This is a genomic window from Vibrio coralliilyticus ATCC BAA-450 (assembly GCF_000176135.1).
In the GTDB taxonomy this organism is placed as follows: domain Bacteria; phylum Pseudomonadota; class Gammaproteobacteria; order Enterobacterales; family Vibrionaceae; genus Vibrio; species Vibrio coralliilyticus.
In genome coordinates this window covers 105,574-120,432 of sequence record NZ_ACZN01000012.1, presented here as the reverse complement: position 1 = coordinate 120,432, position 14,859 = coordinate 105,574, and the positions used below count along the sequence as shown (strand labels likewise).

The 14,859-nt window shown below is 46.7% G+C and carries 16 protein-coding genes; 12 read left to right on the top strand and 4 right to left on the bottom strand.

Translation table 11 applies throughout. The features are described from left to right. The first annotated feature begins 6 nt into the window (after nucleotides 1-6). Together ubiH and VIC_RS03290 are read left to right on the top strand one after the other, a co-directional pair. Nucleotides 7-1,185 (top strand): 2-octaprenyl-6-methoxyphenyl hydroxylase, encoded by a 1,179-nt coding sequence (gene ubiH, locus VIC_RS03295; protein ID WP_006957805.1) that lies wholly within the window; start codon nucleotides 7-9, stop codon nucleotides 1,183-1,185. A gap of 25 nt (nucleotides 1,186-1,210) precedes the next feature. After that, entirely contained in the window at nucleotides 1,211-2,437 is a 1,227-nt protein-coding gene (locus VIC_RS03290; protein ID WP_006957804.1) for an FAD-dependent 2-octaprenylphenol hydroxylase, read from the top strand. A 53-nt stretch (nucleotides 2,438-2,490) separates the two neighbouring features. On the opposite strand, the gene VIC_RS03285 is transcribed toward VIC_RS03290, so the two are convergent. The 3 genes from VIC_RS03285 to ygfZ form a co-directional block, all read right to left on the bottom strand. Further along, complete coding sequence (locus tag VIC_RS03285) at nucleotides 2,491-2,697, bottom strand: DUF1107 domain-containing protein (RefSeq protein WP_006957803.1); 207 nt, start codon at nucleotides 2,695-2,697, stop codon at nucleotides 2,491-2,493. A gap of 626 nt (nucleotides 2,698-3,323) precedes the next feature. Then, the gene (locus tag VIC_RS03280) at nucleotides 3,324-3,797 is read right to left on the bottom strand and encodes an aminoacyl-tRNA deacylase (protein WP_039951234.1); all 474 of its coding nucleotides are present in this window, start codon (nucleotides 3,795-3,797) and stop codon (nucleotides 3,324-3,326) included. After that, nucleotides 3,787-4,755, bottom strand: coding sequence for a tRNA-modifying protein YgfZ (gene ygfZ / locus VIC_RS03275; protein WP_006957801.1), 969 nt, complete (start codon nucleotides 4,753-4,755; stop codon nucleotides 3,787-3,789). Before ygfZ ends, VIC_RS03280 begins: the two co-directional genes overlap by 11 nt. A 187-nt stretch (nucleotides 4,756-4,942) precedes the next feature. Here ygfZ and VIC_RS03270 point away from each other — a divergent pair, with 187 nt between their 5' ends. Beyond that, complete coding sequence (locus VIC_RS03270; RefSeq protein WP_006957800.1) at nucleotides 4,943-5,203, top strand: FAD assembly factor SdhE; 261 nt, start codon at nucleotides 4,943-4,945, stop codon at nucleotides 5,201-5,203. After that, nucleotides 5,172-5,570 carry a protein YgfX gene (locus VIC_RS27235; protein WP_353056642.1) on the top strand — a complete coding sequence of 133 codons (399 nt, stop codon included), beginning with the start codon at nucleotides 5,172-5,174 and terminating at the stop codon, nucleotides 5,568-5,570. The genes VIC_RS03270 and VIC_RS27235 overlap by 32 nt, the downstream gene beginning before the upstream one ends. 13 nt (nucleotides 5,571-5,583) lie before the next feature. On the opposite strand, the gene nadB is transcribed toward VIC_RS27235, so the two are convergent. Beyond that, nucleotides 5,584-7,200 carry an L-aspartate oxidase gene (gene nadB, locus VIC_RS03260; protein WP_006957799.1) on the bottom strand — a complete coding sequence of 539 codons (1,617 nt, stop codon included), beginning with the start codon at nucleotides 7,198-7,200 and terminating at the stop codon, nucleotides 5,584-5,586. Between the two features lie 383 nt (nucleotides 7,201-7,583). Here nadB and rpoE point away from each other — a divergent pair, with 383 nt between their 5' ends. From rpoE to era, 8 genes are all read left to right on the top strand, one after another. Continuing rightward, a complete protein-coding gene (rpoE, locus tag VIC_RS03255; RefSeq protein ID WP_006957798.1) occupies nucleotides 7,584-8,162 on the top strand; it encodes an RNA polymerase sigma factor RpoE in 579 nt (192 codons plus the stop codon). Nucleotides 8,163-8,188: 26 nt separating this feature from the next. Continuing rightward, nucleotides 8,189-8,818 (top strand): RseA family anti-sigma factor, encoded by a 630-nt coding sequence (locus VIC_RS03250; protein WP_006957797.1) that lies wholly within the window; start codon nucleotides 8,189-8,191, stop codon nucleotides 8,816-8,818. Then, complete coding sequence (gene rseB / locus VIC_RS03245) at nucleotides 8,815-9,780, top strand: sigma-E factor regulatory protein RseB (protein WP_006957796.1); 966 nt, start codon at nucleotides 8,815-8,817, stop codon at nucleotides 9,778-9,780. The genes VIC_RS03250 and rseB overlap by 4 nt, the downstream gene beginning before the upstream one ends. Next, nucleotides 9,777-10,247, top strand: a complete 471-nt coding sequence (locus VIC_RS03240; RefSeq protein WP_006957795.1) for a SoxR reducing system RseC family protein — start codon at nucleotides 9,777-9,779, stop codon at nucleotides 10,245-10,247. Before rseB ends, VIC_RS03240 begins: the two co-directional genes overlap by 4 nt. 105 nt (nucleotides 10,248-10,352) lie before the next feature. Beyond that, nucleotides 10,353-12,146 (top strand): translation elongation factor 4, encoded by a 1,794-nt coding sequence (lepA, locus tag VIC_RS03235; protein WP_006957794.1) that lies wholly within the window; start codon nucleotides 10,353-10,355, stop codon nucleotides 12,144-12,146. Nucleotides 12,147-12,234: 88 nt separating this feature from the next. Then, on the top strand, nucleotides 12,235-13,131 hold the full coding sequence (lepB, locus tag VIC_RS03230; RefSeq protein WP_006957793.1) for a signal peptidase I: 897 nt from the start codon (nucleotides 12,235-12,237) through the stop codon (nucleotides 13,129-13,131). Between the two features lie 82 nt (nucleotides 13,132-13,213). Further along, nucleotides 13,214-13,891 (top strand): ribonuclease III, encoded by a 678-nt coding sequence (gene rnc / locus VIC_RS03225; RefSeq protein WP_006957792.1) that lies wholly within the window; start codon nucleotides 13,214-13,216, stop codon nucleotides 13,889-13,891. Further along, the gene (gene era / locus VIC_RS03220) at nucleotides 13,884-14,858 is read left to right on the top strand and encodes a GTPase Era (RefSeq protein ID WP_006957791.1); all 975 of its coding nucleotides are present in this window, start codon (nucleotides 13,884-13,886) and stop codon (nucleotides 14,856-14,858) included. Before rnc ends, era begins: the two co-directional genes overlap by 8 nt. Nucleotide 14,859: the final 1 nt, after the last annotated feature.

The window sequence follows — 14,859 nt, the reverse complement described above, 5'->3', positions numbered from 1 at the left end:
CTCCCCATGAAGCAGTTTGATGTTGTAATTGCTGGTGGCGCAATGGCGGGCATGACGCTGGCACTGGCGATCAATAAACTCTCTCAGCAGCCGCTGTCTATCGCGGTTGTCGAGCCTTACCAAGTCGACCATCAGGCTCATCCTGGCTTTGACTCTCGTTCTATTGCTCTGTCGTACGGTACTGTGAATATTCTTAAGCAATTCGGGCTGTGGGAAGACATTTCAACCTTCGCGACTGCTATCCGCCATATTCATGTTTCTGACCGCTCTCATGCAGGTATGACTGAGATTGATAACCTCGAAGTTGGCGTTGAAGCTCTGGGCTATGTTGTCGAACTAGCAGATGTTGGCCGTCTCTATCATGAAAAGGTCGCTCAGGACTCTAATATCACTTTACTGTGCCCAGCCTCGGTTAATCAGATCGAACGACAGCAGCAATGCGTTCACATCGAACTAGATAATGGCCAAACCATCAGTGGGAAACTGCTGGTGGCGGCGGACGGTGCGATTTCGACCTGCTGTCAGCAAATCGGGCTCGATTTCAACGAGCACGACTTCGAGCAAGTCGCGGTCATTGCTAACATTAAGACGGCAGAGCATCACCAAGGTCGCGCTTTCGAACGTTTTACCTCTTCTGGACCAGTGGCTCTATTGCCAATGAGCGAACATCGCATGTCTCTGGTTTGGTGTTTAAGACCAGATGATGCACAGCGCGTTATGTCGCTCGATGATGATGCCTTTCTAAAAGAGCTCCAGCACGCATTTGGCTGGCGATTGGGGAAATTGGAAAAAGTCGGCCAGCGGGCTGCGTATCCATTGTTGTTACGTTATCGAGAGCAGAACACCTCACATCGATTTGCCATTGTTGGTAATGCAGCGCAAACATTGCACCCGATTGCTGGCCAAGGGTTTAACCTTGGGATTCGTGACGTAGCGACATTGGCTGAGGCGATAGCCAGTCATAGCGGCGATCCCGGAGATTATTCGGTATTGAGCCAATTTAAACGCCGCCGCGAAAATGATCGCAGTGCGACGATTTCACTGACATCGTCTCTGGTTCATATTTTTTCTAATGATTATCTCACACTACGTATTGGTCGAAATCTCAGCTTGGCCGCGATGGACAATATTCCGGTGTTGAAAGCGCCTTTATTAGCAAGAACTTTAGGCTTAGTTGCTCGATAGCAGCTTGAATGAGGATTGAATTCAGATGATGCAAAGCGTTGATATTGCAATTGTCGGTGGTGGCATGGTTGGCCTGGCTTTGGCCGCAGCATTTAAAGATACCGATTTGCGTATTGCGGTGATAGAAAGCCGAGTACCTGATAGCGAATTAGCGGACTTACCGGATGTTCGCGTGTCAGCCTTGAGTCGTTCAAGTGAAAACATATTGCGTAATTTAGGGGCTTGGAATGGCATTGTAGAGCGCCGTGCTGCGCCATACTCGGCGATGGAAGTCTGGGAACAAGACAGCTTTGCTCGAATTGAATTTGATGCGCAAAAGCTAGCTCAACCCGATCTCGGACACATTGTTGAAAATCGTGTGATTCAGTTATCACTACTTGAGCAGGTGAAGAAGCAGTCAAATGTCAGTTTGTTTATGCCTGCACAGTGTAGCTCAATGGCGGTTGGTGAAAGTGAAGCTTGGCTCACTTTGGACAATGGTCACGCATTGACAGCTAAACTGGTGGTCGGCGCGGATGGTGCCAACTCTTGGGTTCGCAAACAACAGGATATTCCGTTAACGCACTGGGACTATGGACATAGCGCTGTGGTTGCAAATATCTGGACAGCAGAAACGCATGACAAAGTGGCTCGTCAGATCTTTACCCCACAAGGACCTCTGGCTTTCTTACCTATGGGAGAAAGTAATATGAGTTCGATTGTTTGGTCTACAGAACCGAATCGAGCAGAGAGTTTAGTCTCGATGTCCGATGAAGAGTTCAACAAGTCACTGACGGCAGAATTTGACGCTCGACTGGGCTTGTGTGAAGTCGTTGGTCAACGTTTCGCTTTCCCGCTCAAAATGCGTTATGCGCGTGACTTTGCCGTTGAACGGGTCGCTCTAGTAGGGGATGCCGCGCACACTATCCACCCATTAGCCGGGCAAGGCGTTAACCTTGGTTTGCTTGATGCTGCGAGTCTAGCGCAAGAAGTGATGACCTTATGGCGTAAAGGTGAGGATATCGGCACTAAGCGTAACTTGCGCAGTTATGAACGCTGGCGTAAATCTGAAGCTGCGAAGATGATTGCTGCGATGCAAGGCTTTAAAGATCTGTTTGCTGGTGATAACCCTGCGAAAAAGCTAGCGCGAGGCATTGGCATGGCTTTGGTAGGACAATTGCCAGGAGCGAAAGATGAAATCATGAAGCGCGCCCTTGGCCTAAAAGGGAATCTTCCAGTATTAGCGCAATATCATGAAGCGACCTTACCTTGATGGAATCTTAAATGACAAAGGGTTGGCGATTGCCAACCCTTTTTAATTCTTGCCTACGCGTATGCACAGCGTAGTCTCATAATTTCCTGATTCACTTCCTTGACCGTTTGGAAGTGTCGCCGTTCGGCTTTTTCCGGTAAGACAAGCTTACCGTTATCAAATTCAAACTTACCAATACCGTAGATATAAATTCTTCCCTTAAATAGCCGACTTACGTGTTTAGCAATCATACCTGGTGTATAGCGCTTAAACAGTCTCATAGAGTAATCCTTATGTTTAGCAAGCACTGCAAAGTATACGATTTTCCGCCTGTTATTTATGTGATTATGGTGGAGGAATATGCAGTAAAATGAGTTTGTTTGGATATTTGTGTTGTTGTAGGCAAAACGCCCGATAAATATCCATTTTATTGTGACAATTACCTCACTTATGTTCTGTGATGGGAACTCGTCTTGGTTAATCATTCAGCGCAATAGTTAACCCGAGATTTATGACATTTCTAAGAATAGTTTAACTTTTTTATAATATGCCAGCTTACGGTAAATTTTTTGCATAAAAAAAGCCCGCATAATTGCGGGCGAATAGTCACAGATGCATTACACAAAAAGTGGATGTCCTGAAACAATCAGTGGATTCACTTTTTCGTTGGAGAAGGATTTGTGTGTTTATTACTATTCAAACGCTCAGCAGCTAAACACACCAAGCAATACATCATAATTCGCTCGCACTTTAACCAACGAAAATAAGCATAAACTAAAATATTATTTTTGACTATATATGCTTTCGATTTGAATAATAATTTAAATTGAATATGTTTCTTATTGAGATCTTTGTCACATTGAAGTGCAAGTTGTATGACGTGATATAAGAGGATTTGAAAGGCTTATCAACGGCAGATGTCTGCGAGTACTGGATTGCAGAGACGAATGAGATCATCTCGTGTCAATGCTATCCCTGCCATGTTGGAGCCACTGCTTATGGTAACCGTCTCCTCATTCAGGAGCTGGCGATCAAAGACAATCGGCATCTCTGTCGGCAACAGCAGAGGCGTTACTGTGCCAATCTGGTAGCCAGTCAGTTCTTCAACCATGGAGAGATCAACGCAGGTCATTCGGCGGCAACCGAGTAATGCTCGCACTTTTTTGGGATCAACAGATTGGTCACCCGGCGCGCAAGCCAGCGCATACAAATCGCCCATATCGCGTAATAGCATGGATTTGACCATCTGAGCTGGTCTAACCCCTCGCTGCTGAGCCGCGTCTTCAATGGTGATGGCTGGGGACTGATGGGGCAAGATACGGAAAGAAACCCGCTGCTCGGTCAAGTAGCGGGTTAGTTTTGTCTCAAACTTATTCGTCATCTTCAAGAGAATACGGCAGTGCTTGCATAGTCCAGACCGAATCTGGCGTATCTTTCAAACGGAATTGGGTATCAGAATCAAGGTTATTGGGTAGTACGATAAGGCCGATGCTTACGCCATCATTGAAGCGGTAGCTACTCATCAACTGGCCAGCGCTGCGCCAATTATCACCCACAGAGCGTTCTATCTCCGCACCGGCTTTGATCTCGGATGCAGAGTGGCCTTTGACGATTTGTAATGCGCGCTTATTCATACCACGGTACTTGGCACGAGCGACGGTCTCTTGGCCTGTGTAACAACCTTTGCTGAAGCTAATTCCACCCAGAGCTTGGACGTTAAGCGCTTGAGGAATATGCTCGCTTTGCTGCTCTTGTGTGACTGCAGGTATAGCGGCTTCAATATCCAGACGAGTCCAGATGTCTTCACAAGCTTTGGTCGCATTTATTGATTGGCATAGTTGTTCCGCAGTAGTGGCATCAATGGCCAGCAACCAGCGTTGCTGATCAATTTTAATCGCGGTACCACCTTCGATAGTTCGCACATCACCGCGTTGTTGCGAGAGCTCTTCAACGACATGGTTCGCTTTATCGCCAATTAAGCCCAGCAATACATCGGTACTTTGTGCAAATTCTATTTTGGAGAAAATAGCGTATTTTTTGAGTTCAGCGAGTTCAGTCTCAATCGCGGAGCTTGGCTGTAGCATCGCGTAACCGCCTCGGTGGTGGAACAAGCGGAATACGCTCCACACTTTTCCTTTTGCATCACAATGCGCGCCAAAAGTAGCGCTATCTTCGGCTAGTTGAACAACATCACAGGTCACCTGACCTTGTAGGTAAGACTTTTTATCATCGCCTTGTGCGGTGATCATTCCCCACGACGTGAGGTGGGTGAGTACAAGTTCGGGAAGAGAGTCATTGCTAGAAAAAGAAAGTGGAGCAAAGTCGTGTTGCCATTCCATGATGTTTACCTGAATGCTATCGAATAGCACTATGTTAGCGCTTAAGCACTAACGGAAACAACCTTTCAGCTGTATGGATTTATGCCGTAAATGTGTTAGCTAGCTCGGGAGTGTGACTGAGTTAGTAGTTGTCGGCAATTTTGATTGTTAAACTCGGCGCAAACAACCGAACAGGTGAGGAATTAGAATGTACACCACCGAAGAAAAAGCGCGAATTAAATGGGCGTGTCGCCGCGGAATGCTGGAACTGGATGTTGTCATTATGCCTTTCTTTGAAGAGTGCTTTGAAGAACTGAAAGACAATGAGCAGCGTGACTTTGTGTCTCTGCTTGAATGTGATGACCCAGACTTGTTTACTTGGATTATGGGCCACGGTCGCAGTGAAAACTTAGGTCACGCTTCTATGGTCGACAAGATTGTTGCCCACAACCTCAGTAAAGTGCGTTAGGCTCTTCGCCTCCACGTCATTCGTTTCACAACAGGCCAACATCAGTTTCCTGATGTTGGCCTGTTGTTTTTTGATTACTTCCGAACTCCCGCTGACGGCTACCGTCTTTACGGTGGCGTTACTCCTTAAATATCATAGTCAAACAAACTGGTTTGCTGAGCCGATGCAAGGGGGCTTAGTTTTCTCTTCTACGGATTCCTGCGAAATGGATGGTGAGCCCATCGAGATACAAAGAAGTATTTTGAGCTTAGCCTGGTTCGGAATATTGATCTGGCCTAAAGTTGGCCGCAAGAGAATAATTTGGCGAGACAGTGTTAAGGAAGAGCACTATCGGCAGTTATTAGTGATATTAAAAAGGGAGCATTAAGCTCCCTTTATTATTAAGAATCGATTTTCTCTGGTTCAAGGATGGTTGGGCCGCTGTCTGGGGCCAGTTCCGGATAGTCGAGCGTGTAGTGTAAACCGCGGCTTTCCTTGCGCTCCATTGCACAGCGCACCATCAGTTCCGCGACTTGAAGTAGGTTACGTAGCTCAAGTAAGTTATTAGATACCTTGAAGTTACTGTAGTACTCGTGCGTTTCTTGCTGCAGCAACTGAATACGACGTAGCGCGCGTTCTAGGCGCTTATCGGTACGAACGATTCCCATATAGTCCCACATGAACAGACGCAATTCGTGCCAGTTGTGCTGAATCACAACCTCTTCATCAGAACAGCTAACCTGACTTTCATCCCATGCTGGAAGAGAAGGAGGAAGTTCGGCAGTATCCATTCGGCGGATAATATCGTTGGCCGCTGACCACGCATAAACAACACACTCTAGCAGTGAGTTTGATGCCATTCGATTGGCGCCATGTAATCCGGTATAACTCACTTCGCCAATGGCATAGAGTTGAGACAGATCCGTTTCACCTTGTTTATTGACCATTACGCCACCACAGGTGTAGTGGGCCGCAGGTACAACCGGAATCGGTTCTTTGGTCATGTCGATGCCAAGGTCCATCAGGCGTGTGTAGATGGTCGGGAAGTGCTTCTCGATGAAATCTGCTGGCTTGTGGCTGATGTCCAAATACATGCAGTCAGCCCCAAGGCGTTTCATTTCAAAGTCAATCGCACGCGCGACGACATCACGAGGAGCTAACTCTTCTCTCTCATCAAAGTCTGGCATAAAGCGAGTGCCGTCCGGACGACGCAGGTAAGCGCCTTCACCACGCAGAGCCTCGGTGAGCAGGAAGTTTCGTGCTTCAGGGTGATACAGGCAAGTTGGATGGAATTGGTTGAACTCCATATTCGCAACCCGGCAGCCTGCTCGCCACGCAATCGCAATACCATCACCAGAGGAAACGTCAGGGTTAGAGGTGTACTGATAAACCTTAGACGCGCCACCTGTTGCCAGTACTACAAACTTGGCTCGAACCGTTTCAACGTGTTCTTGGTTTCGGTTCCAGATATAAGCGCCGACAATTTTCTTGCTGTCGCCACCGACTTTATCTTCGCAGATTAGATCGAGTGCGTTGTGTCGCTCTAGGACCGTGATATTTGGGTGGTTGTGAGCGTTATCTTGCAAGGACGTTTGCATGGCCATACCGGTAGCATCCGCGGCATGCAAAATTCGACGGTGGCTATGACCCCCTTCACGCGTCAGGTGGTAACGAGGTTTTTCGTCACTGTCACCATCTTCACGATCAAATGGGACCCCACCATCGATCAGCCACTGGACACACTCTTTGGCATTTTCAGCGATAAACTCAACGGTTTCTTGCTCACAAAGGCCAGCGCCAGCTATTAGTGTGTCTTCTACATGCGATTCAATACTGTCTGACTCGTCAAAAACAGCGGCAATACCACCTTGAGCGTAATATGTAGCGCCTTCACTTCTTGGCCCCTTACTCAATACAATGACTTTGCCATATTCCGCGACACGTAACGCTAACGACAGACCGGCTGCGCCACTACCCACCACTAACACATCACATTGATGTTCACGGTTTGCGTTCATAAAACTTTTAAATTCCCGAGTTAAGTTGTACTGGCGCCAATCCAACTTTTTAGCGTCAGCTACAGAGCGTTCCCGCTCTTAAATCAATTTAAAATTGCAATATGGACTCTGAAAATACCAGAGTTAGCTCACTATAGTAGCACTGGAGTGAATGCAATTCTTCGTAAATAACATTGCTTTTGAACTCTTTCGTCCCCACAATCTGGAACAGAAGTTACTGGTCCATCACTTCTCAAATAAAATTCGAAGAAAGTTTGAACTTTATATTCATTACTGAGTCACAATAGTGCTCAAGTAAGCAGTGGTGTCAATACTACATTTTGCATAATTAATGCTCATATCTGACAAGATAGGGGTTAATAACAATAGGAGTACCCGCTCGAATGAACGAGCAGCTGACCGATCAAGTGTTAATTGAGCGAGTTCAGAATGGAGATAAGCAAGCATTTAATTTGTTGGTCACTAAATACCAAAACAAAGTATGTAATCTTATTTCTCGCTACGTCAATAATCCGGGGGATGTACCTGACGTAGCACAAGAAGCATTTATTAAAGCGTATCGCGCTATACCAAGTTTTCGTGGCGAAAGTGCCTTCTATACTTGGTTATATCGAATCGCTGTTAATACTGCGAAAAACCACATCGTCGCTCAGGGTCGTAGACCGCCTGCGCAAGATGTGGATACTGAAGAAGCTGAATATTACGAAACTGGTAGTGCATTAAAAGAAATTTCGAACCCTGAGAACTTAACGTTGTCCAAGGAATTGAAGCAAGTAGTTTTTAGTGCGATCGAAGCACTACCTGATGACTTAAAAACCGCAATGACGTTGCGCGAGCTTGATGGCTTGAGTTACGAAGAAATCGCTGCGGTGATGGATTGTCCTGTTGGAACGGTGCGCTCGCGTATCTTCCGAGCTCGTGAAGCGGTTGAGAAAAAGATTCAACCCCTTTTGCAACGCTAGTACCAGTAACGTTAATGGTGAAAAGAATGGCTGACAAAGAGAAACTTTCAGCACTCATGGATGGAGAGTTGGTCGATAAGGCTTTAATCGGTGAATTAGAGCAAGACCAAGCTAGCCTACAAACCTGGAAAAATTACCATTTAATTGGTGATGTGATGCGAGGTGAAGCACCGGAGAAACCGGAGTGGAACATTGCAGACAGCGTTGCACTTGCGCTAGAAGATGAGCCCGCGCATTCAACGTTCACCTCTGGCAAGATTGCCGACATTAATGAACAACGCATAGAAGCGCAGCCGACGCCTTCTCAAGCGCGTCGTCAGTTGCCAGCTTGGCTCAGCCAATTTGGTCAGGTGGCGGTTGCCGCGTGTGTGTCACTTGCTGTGATCTTAGGCGTACAACAATATGGTGGTAGCGACCCTAGCCAACCGGAAGCGGAGCAATTGCCTGTTCTGCAGACGATTCCATTTGCAGGCAGTGCTGAACCAGTGAGCTTGACACGTTCTTCGGTGGAACAGCCAACAGCGTCAAGTGAAACTAACGTGCAAGAGCAGCGCCGTCGAATTAACGCCATGCTTCAAGACTATGAATTACAGCTTCGCCTCAATAGCGATAACGCTGTAGAGCATAATGACAACCCAGAAACGGTAGTTGAATGAGAAAATTTCTGATCAGTGCGCTGACACTGTTCAGTTTGAGTTCGCCACTAGCCTTTGCAGAAGAAAAACCTGCAGAGGCTTTGTTGCATCAAATGAACGAAGCCAGTCAGCATCTCAATTATGAACTGTCTTATATCCTGATTAAGAAAAACAGCATCGAACCTTTGCTGTATCGCCACGCTCGCAGCGAAGGTCAGCAACTCGCTCACCTTGTTTATCTAAGTGGACCTGTACGTGAAGTGATTCGCCGAGGTGATGAGGTCAGTTACATTGAGCCTGGTGTTGAGCCGTTTACCATTGAGTCCGGTAACATGGTTGCCCCGACTATCCCGCTTCTAAATTCTAATGTTGATGAGCTGAGTGAGATTTACGACTTTATTCAAGTCGGTCGAGCGCGTGAAGCGGGTGCGGCTTGCCAAGTATTGAGAATTGCTCCGAAAGACGGGTTACGCTATTCCTATATCCTGTGGATCGATGAGCAAACTAAGCTTCCACTAAGAGCTGATCTGGTTGATCGTGATGGCGAAGTGCTGGAACAGTTCCGCACCATTTCCTATAGCGTCAATGATCAGATTTCTGACATTCTTAGCGGTTTGAATACCGTTAAATTGCCCGACGTATTGTCCCTGCCAAAAGGCGAGCTAGAGAAAAGCTTTTGGACGGTCGGTTGGATTCCGAAAGGGTTTGAATCCAAAGAGTTGAACCGTTATCGAATGGCGAATACTAACCGCATGGTCGAAACTCAGATGTACACTGATGGTCTGTTCAGTTTTTCCATCTATGTGTCTGAGAGTGACAATTACTCACTTAAAGGCCAACTGGTTCGTCAAGGGCGTCGCACACTTCATAGCTTCGTAAAAGGTGACAAAGAGATCTCTGTGATCGGAGATATTCCGCCAGCAACCGCTAAGCGAATTGCTCAATCGGTCACCATCAATAAACAAGCGAGTGCCACGCAATGATGACCGCTTTAGCGACAGTATCTGCAGTGAAATCAGGGCCTAAGGGCTATGATGTGGAGCTGAGTTGTGAACAGCAAACCAGCTGCAGCAGCTGCTCGTCGCAAAAAAGCTGTGGTACCGGTATTGTCTCAAAAGCGGTGGGAAACAAGTCTCTGCACTGGCACCTAGTGACCAGCAAACGGGTTAAAGAAGGTCAGGTGGTGGAAATCGGCTTGCCGGAAAAAAGCCTGCTGCAATCGGCCGCAGTGGTTTATCTAGTGCCGTTGTTTGCCATGATTCTAGGCGCTGCGGTTGGACAGTGGCTATTAGCGCCTGCGTTTGGTCTTGGCGAAGGTATTGCTATCCTGACATCTGCTATCTTTACTGTGGCAGGCATTTATGGCGCAAAAAGTCTGGCCGTTAATTTTGAACGCCAGTCGCTGCGAGAAGTCATATTACTTCGGGTTTTGGGAGATCCAATTAGCTAGTGCGAAGTGCACAGAAATTGGGTAGAATCTGCCAACTTGATTGAAACGCCGTCACAAGACGGCTTTCTTATGTCCCTATTTTAAAGAGTTTAGTCACACCAAATCATGAAGCACATTCGTAACTTTTCGATTATCGCCCACATCGACCATGGTAAGTCGACCCTATCAGACCGTTTGATCCAAGACTGTGGTGGATTGAGTGACCGTGAAATGGCAGCTCAGGTTCTGGACTCCATGGACCTTGAACGTGAGCGTGGCATCACTATTAAATCTCAAAGTGTGACACTCAACTATACCGCTAAAGACGGTGAAACCTACCAATTGAACTTCATCGATACTCCAGGGCACGTTGACTTCGCCTACGAAGTTTCTCGCTCTCTAGCGGCATGTGAAGGTGCGTTGCTGGTGGTTGATGCTGGTCAGGGTGTTGAAGCTCAGACGTTGGCTAACTGCTATACCGCGATCGAAATGGATCTGGAAGTGGTACCAATTCTGAACAAGATCGATCTACCTGCTGCGGATCCTGAGCGAGTAGCAGAAGAGATCGAAGAAATTGTTGGCATCGATGCGATGGAAGCCACGCGCTGTTCGGCTAAGACGGGCCTAGGTATTGAAGACGTACTAGAAAACATCGTCTCTGCGATTCCGGCACCAGAAGGTGATCCAGAAGCGCCACTGCAAGCTTTGATCATTGACTCTTGGTTTGATAACTACCTAGGTGTTGTCTCTCTGGTCCGTATTAAAAATGGTGTCCTGAAGAAGAACGATAAGATCAAGGTGATGAGCACTGGCCAAGTTTGGGGTGTGGATCGTCTTGGTATCTTCACACCTAAGCAGGAAGACACGACGGAACTGCAAACGGGTGAAGTAGGTTGGGTTGTCTGTGGTATCAAAGATATCCTAGGTGCGCCTGTTGGTGATACGCTAACGCTAGCTAAGCACGGTTGTGAAGATCCGCTACCAGGGTTTAAGAAAGTGAAGCCTCAGGTATACGCCGGATTATTCCCAGTCTCTTCGGATGACTATGAAAACTTCCGTGATGCACTAGGTAAACTGAGTCTAAACGATGCGTCTCTGTTCTATGAACCAGAAAACTCAGCTGCTCTAGGCTTTGGTTTCCGCTGTGGTTTCCTCGGCATGCTGCATATGGAAATCATCCAAGAGCGTCTGGAGCGTGAGTACGATCTCGACCTGATTACCACTGCGCCAACGGTAGTGTACGAAGTAGAGCAAACGGATGGCGAAATTCTTTACGTTGATAGCCCAGCTAAGCTACCAGCAGTGAATGATATCGAAGAAATTCGTGAGCCGATTGCGCGTTGTAACATCCTTGTACCTTCAGATTACTTAGGTAATGTGATTACTCTATGTGTTGAGAAGCGTGGTGTTCAGGTTGATATGGTTTATCACGGTAACCAAGTAGCTGTGACTTACGATATTCCGATGGCGGAAGTGGTACTCGATTTCTTTGATCGTCTGAAGTCAACGTCTCGTGGTTATGCGTCTCTGGATTATAACTTCCAGCGTTTTGAAGCGTCTAACATGGTTCGTGTTGATGTACTTCTTAACGGCGATAAAGTGGACGCACTGGCATTGATTACGCACAAAGATCAATCTCAGACTCGTGGCCGTCAGCTCGTAGAGAAGATGAAAGAATTCATTCCACGTCAGATGTTTGATATTGCGATTCAGGCTGCGATTGGTAACCATATTATTGCGCGTTCAACGGTTAAACAGCTACGTAAGAACGTAATCGCAAAATGTTATGGCGGTGACGTGAGCCGTAAAAAGAAGCTACTGAAGAAGCAGAAAGAAGGTAAGAAACGTATGAAGCAGATCGGTAACGTAGAGCTGCCTCAAGAAGCCTTCTTAGCGATCTTACACGTAGGTAAAGATTAATTTGTTGGGTAACGACTCAATATAAGAACTTGTTAAGTGAAAGGGTTTCGGCTCTTTCACTTTCGTATTTTTGAGGTAAGGGAAGTCAATGGCAAATACATTTTCACTGATCTTGGTTATTGTCACTCTGGTCACTGGTATTGTTTGGGTGTTGGAAAAGCTGGTGTTTGCGAAGAAACGTCAGACTAAACTCGCTGCAGTTGAAGCTCAGACAAACGGACTGGATACTGCAACTGCTGAACAAGTGGAAAAGCAGCCATGGTGGATTGAAAACAGTGTTTCAATTTTCCCTGTCATTGCGGCTGTTTTGGTATTGCGCTCGTTTATCTACGAACCGTTCCAAATTCCTTCAGGCTCAATGATGCCGACCTTACTGGTTGGGGATTTTATTCTGGTTGAGAAATACGCATACGGTCTAAAGGACCCAGTGTGGCGTACACAACTGGTTGAAACGGGTAAGCCAGAGCGTGGTGACATCGTAGTATTCAAATACCCACCTCAGCCAAACATTGACTACATCAAGCGCGTTGTTGGCCTACCGGGTGATACGGTGCGTTACAGCAGCAAGAAAGAAGTGTGTGTTCAACCTAAAGGCGAAAGCCAATGTACTCAGGTGCCGTTGTCGAATGTGGAAGAAAGCCCATTTATCCAAGATGGTGTGCCACTGATTCAACTGAATGAAAAACTGGGTGAAGTTGAACACCAAATTTTGGTGAACCCATTACGCCGCGATCGCGTGTCGGCTTATCAGCCACGTGGTGGTGTTAATGAGTGGGTTGTGCCAGAAGGTCAGTACTTTGTGATGGGTGATAACCGTGACAACAGTGCAGACAGCCGCTACTGGGGCTTTGTTCCAGAGGCGAATCTGGTTGGTAAAGCGGTTGGTATCTGGATCAGCTTCGAGTTCGAACGCAGTGCAGATAGCTTCTTACCATCATGGATCCCAACTGGTGTTAGGTTTAACCGCATCGGTGGTATTAACTAATTTCTCGTTATATTTGATGTCGCAGCCGTCTTGGCTGCGTCAACTCAACTATAGAGAATGAAAAACAATTTAATGAGAGAGCATGAATTCTCCTATTGCCAAACTAGAGAAAAAGCTCGGCTATCAGTTCAATGATGCAGAGCTTATTAACTTAGCGCTGACTCACCGCAGTGCTCATGGAAAACATAATGAGCGTCTTGAGTTTCTGGGCGATTCAATTTTAAGTTTTGTCATTGCTGACGATCTTTATCACCGTTTCCCGAAAGTGAATGAAGGGGACATGAGCCGTATGCGTGCGACACTTGTTCGTGGTAATACGCTGGCGGAGCTAGGTCGAGAATTCGAACTAGGAGATCACTTAAAATTAGGTCCAGGTGAATTGAAGAGTGGCGGCTTCCGTCGTGACTCAATTCTGGCTGACGCTGTTGAAGCTATCATAGGTGCAATCTACCTAGACAGTGATATTGAAGTGGTGCGTGGCATTATCCTTAGCTGGTATAAGCAACGCCTTGAAGCGATTCAACCGGGTGTTTCTCAGAAAGACCCTAAAACGCGTCTTCAAGAGTTCCTACAAGGGCGAAGAAAACCACTGCCTGTCTACACAGTGACTAATATTAAAGGTGAAGCACACAACCAGCAGTTTACTGTGTCGTGTGAAGTCGCAGGTGTCGGATCGCCTGTAATAGGTAAAGGCACCAGCCGCCGCAAGGCAGAACAAGCGGCTGCGGAACTAGCACTAGAGCAACTGAGCAATGACTGATTCAACAGATAACAACGAATTCGATATCGATGCGTTTTTCTCATCGAGTGGTGAAGTGAGTTCACCGGAAAACCAACATTGTGGCTTTGTTGCTATTGTTGGTCGTCCAAACGTGGGTAAATCAACGCTACTGAACCGAATTCTTGGGCAAAAAATTTCGATCACTTCTCGTAAGCCCCAAACAACACGCCACCGCATTATGGGTGTCGATACTGAAGGCGATTATCAGGCGATTTATGTCGATACTCCAGGTCTTCACATTGAAGAAAAGCGTGCGATCAACCGCTTAATGAACCGCGCTGCCAACTCATCATTGAGTGATGTGAACCTAGTGTTTTTCCTTGTTGATGGTACTCACTGGACCAAAGACGACGAAATGGTGCTGACTAAGCTGCAGAAGTCGAACTTCCCAGTGGTATTGTGTGTCAACAAAGTCGATAACGTACAAGACCGTAACGACGTTATGCTGCACATGATGGACATGTCGAAGAAGATGGAATTCGTTGATGTGGTGCCTATCTCCGCGAAGCAAGGCAAAAATATCGATGTTCTACGTAAGCATGTACGTGAGCATCTGCCAAAAGCGGCCCATCACTTCCCAGAAGAGTATGTTACTGACCGTTCTCAGCGCTTTATGGCGTCGGAAATTGTACGTGAGAAACTCATGCGCTTCACAGGTGAAGAGTTACCTTATTCGGTGACGGTAGAAATTGAACGTTTCGATTACAACCCTGAAACTGATGGCTTCCATATCAATGCACTGATTCTGGTTGAACGTAATGGCCAGAAAAAAATGGTGATTGGTAAAGGCGGTGAGAAAATTAAGACCATAGGCCGTGAAGCTCGTCTGGACATGGAAGAACTGTTCGGCCGTAAAGTGTATCTAGAAACGTGGGTTAAAGTGAAATCTGGCTGGGCTGATGATGAACGTGCATTGCGTTCATTGGGCTACATCGACGATTTATAAG

Bases quoted from the DNA above. Each gene is read 5' to 3' on its own strand.
- VIC_RS03280 (WP_039951234.1), bottom strand. From the start codon at position 3,797: ATGACGAATAAGTTTGAGACAAAACTAACCCGCTACTTGACCGAGCAG.
- ygfZ (WP_006957801.1), bottom strand. From the start codon at position 4,755: ATGGAATGGCAACACGACTTTGCTCCACTTTCTTTTTCTAGCAATGAC.
- VIC_RS03250 (WP_006957797.1), top strand. From the start codon at position 8,189: ATGGCTGACAAAGAGAAACTTTCAGCACTCATGGATGGAGAGTTGGTC.
- lepA (WP_006957794.1), top strand. From the start codon at position 10,353: ATGAAGCACATTCGTAACTTTTCGATTATCGCCCACATCGACCATGGT.
- rnc (WP_006957792.1), top strand. From the start codon at position 13,214: ATGAATTCTCCTATTGCCAAACTAGAGAAAAAGCTCGGCTATCAGTTC.
- VIC_RS03240 (WP_006957795.1), top strand. From the start codon at position 9,777: ATGATGACCGCTTTAGCGACAGTATCTGCAGTGAAATCAGGGCCTAAG.
- VIC_RS03285 (WP_006957803.1), bottom strand. From the start codon at position 2,697: ATGAGACTGTTTAAGCGCTATACACCAGGTATGATTGCTAAACACGTA.
- lepB (WP_006957793.1), top strand. From the start codon at position 12,235: ATGGCAAATACATTTTCACTGATCTTGGTTATTGTCACTCTGGTCACT.
- rpoE (WP_006957798.1), top strand. From the start codon at position 7,584: ATGAACGAGCAGCTGACCGATCAAGTGTTAATTGAGCGAGTTCAGAAT.
- rseB (WP_006957796.1), top strand. From the start codon at position 8,815: ATGAGAAAATTTCTGATCAGTGCGCTGACACTGTTCAGTTTGAGTTCG.
- ubiH (WP_006957805.1), top strand. From the start codon at position 7: ATGAAGCAGTTTGATGTTGTAATTGCTGGTGGCGCAATGGCGGGCATG.
- VIC_RS03270 (WP_006957800.1), top strand. From the start codon at position 4,943: ATGTACACCACCGAAGAAAAAGCGCGAATTAAATGGGCGTGTCGCCGC.
- nadB (WP_006957799.1), bottom strand. From the start codon at position 7,200: ATGAACGCAAACCGTGAACATCAATGTGATGTGTTAGTGGTGGGTAGT.
- era (WP_006957791.1), top strand. From the start codon at position 13,884: ATGACTGATTCAACAGATAACAACGAATTCGATATCGATGCGTTTTTC.
- VIC_RS03290 (WP_006957804.1), top strand. From the start codon at position 1,211: ATGATGCAAAGCGTTGATATTGCAATTGTCGGTGGTGGCATGGTTGGC.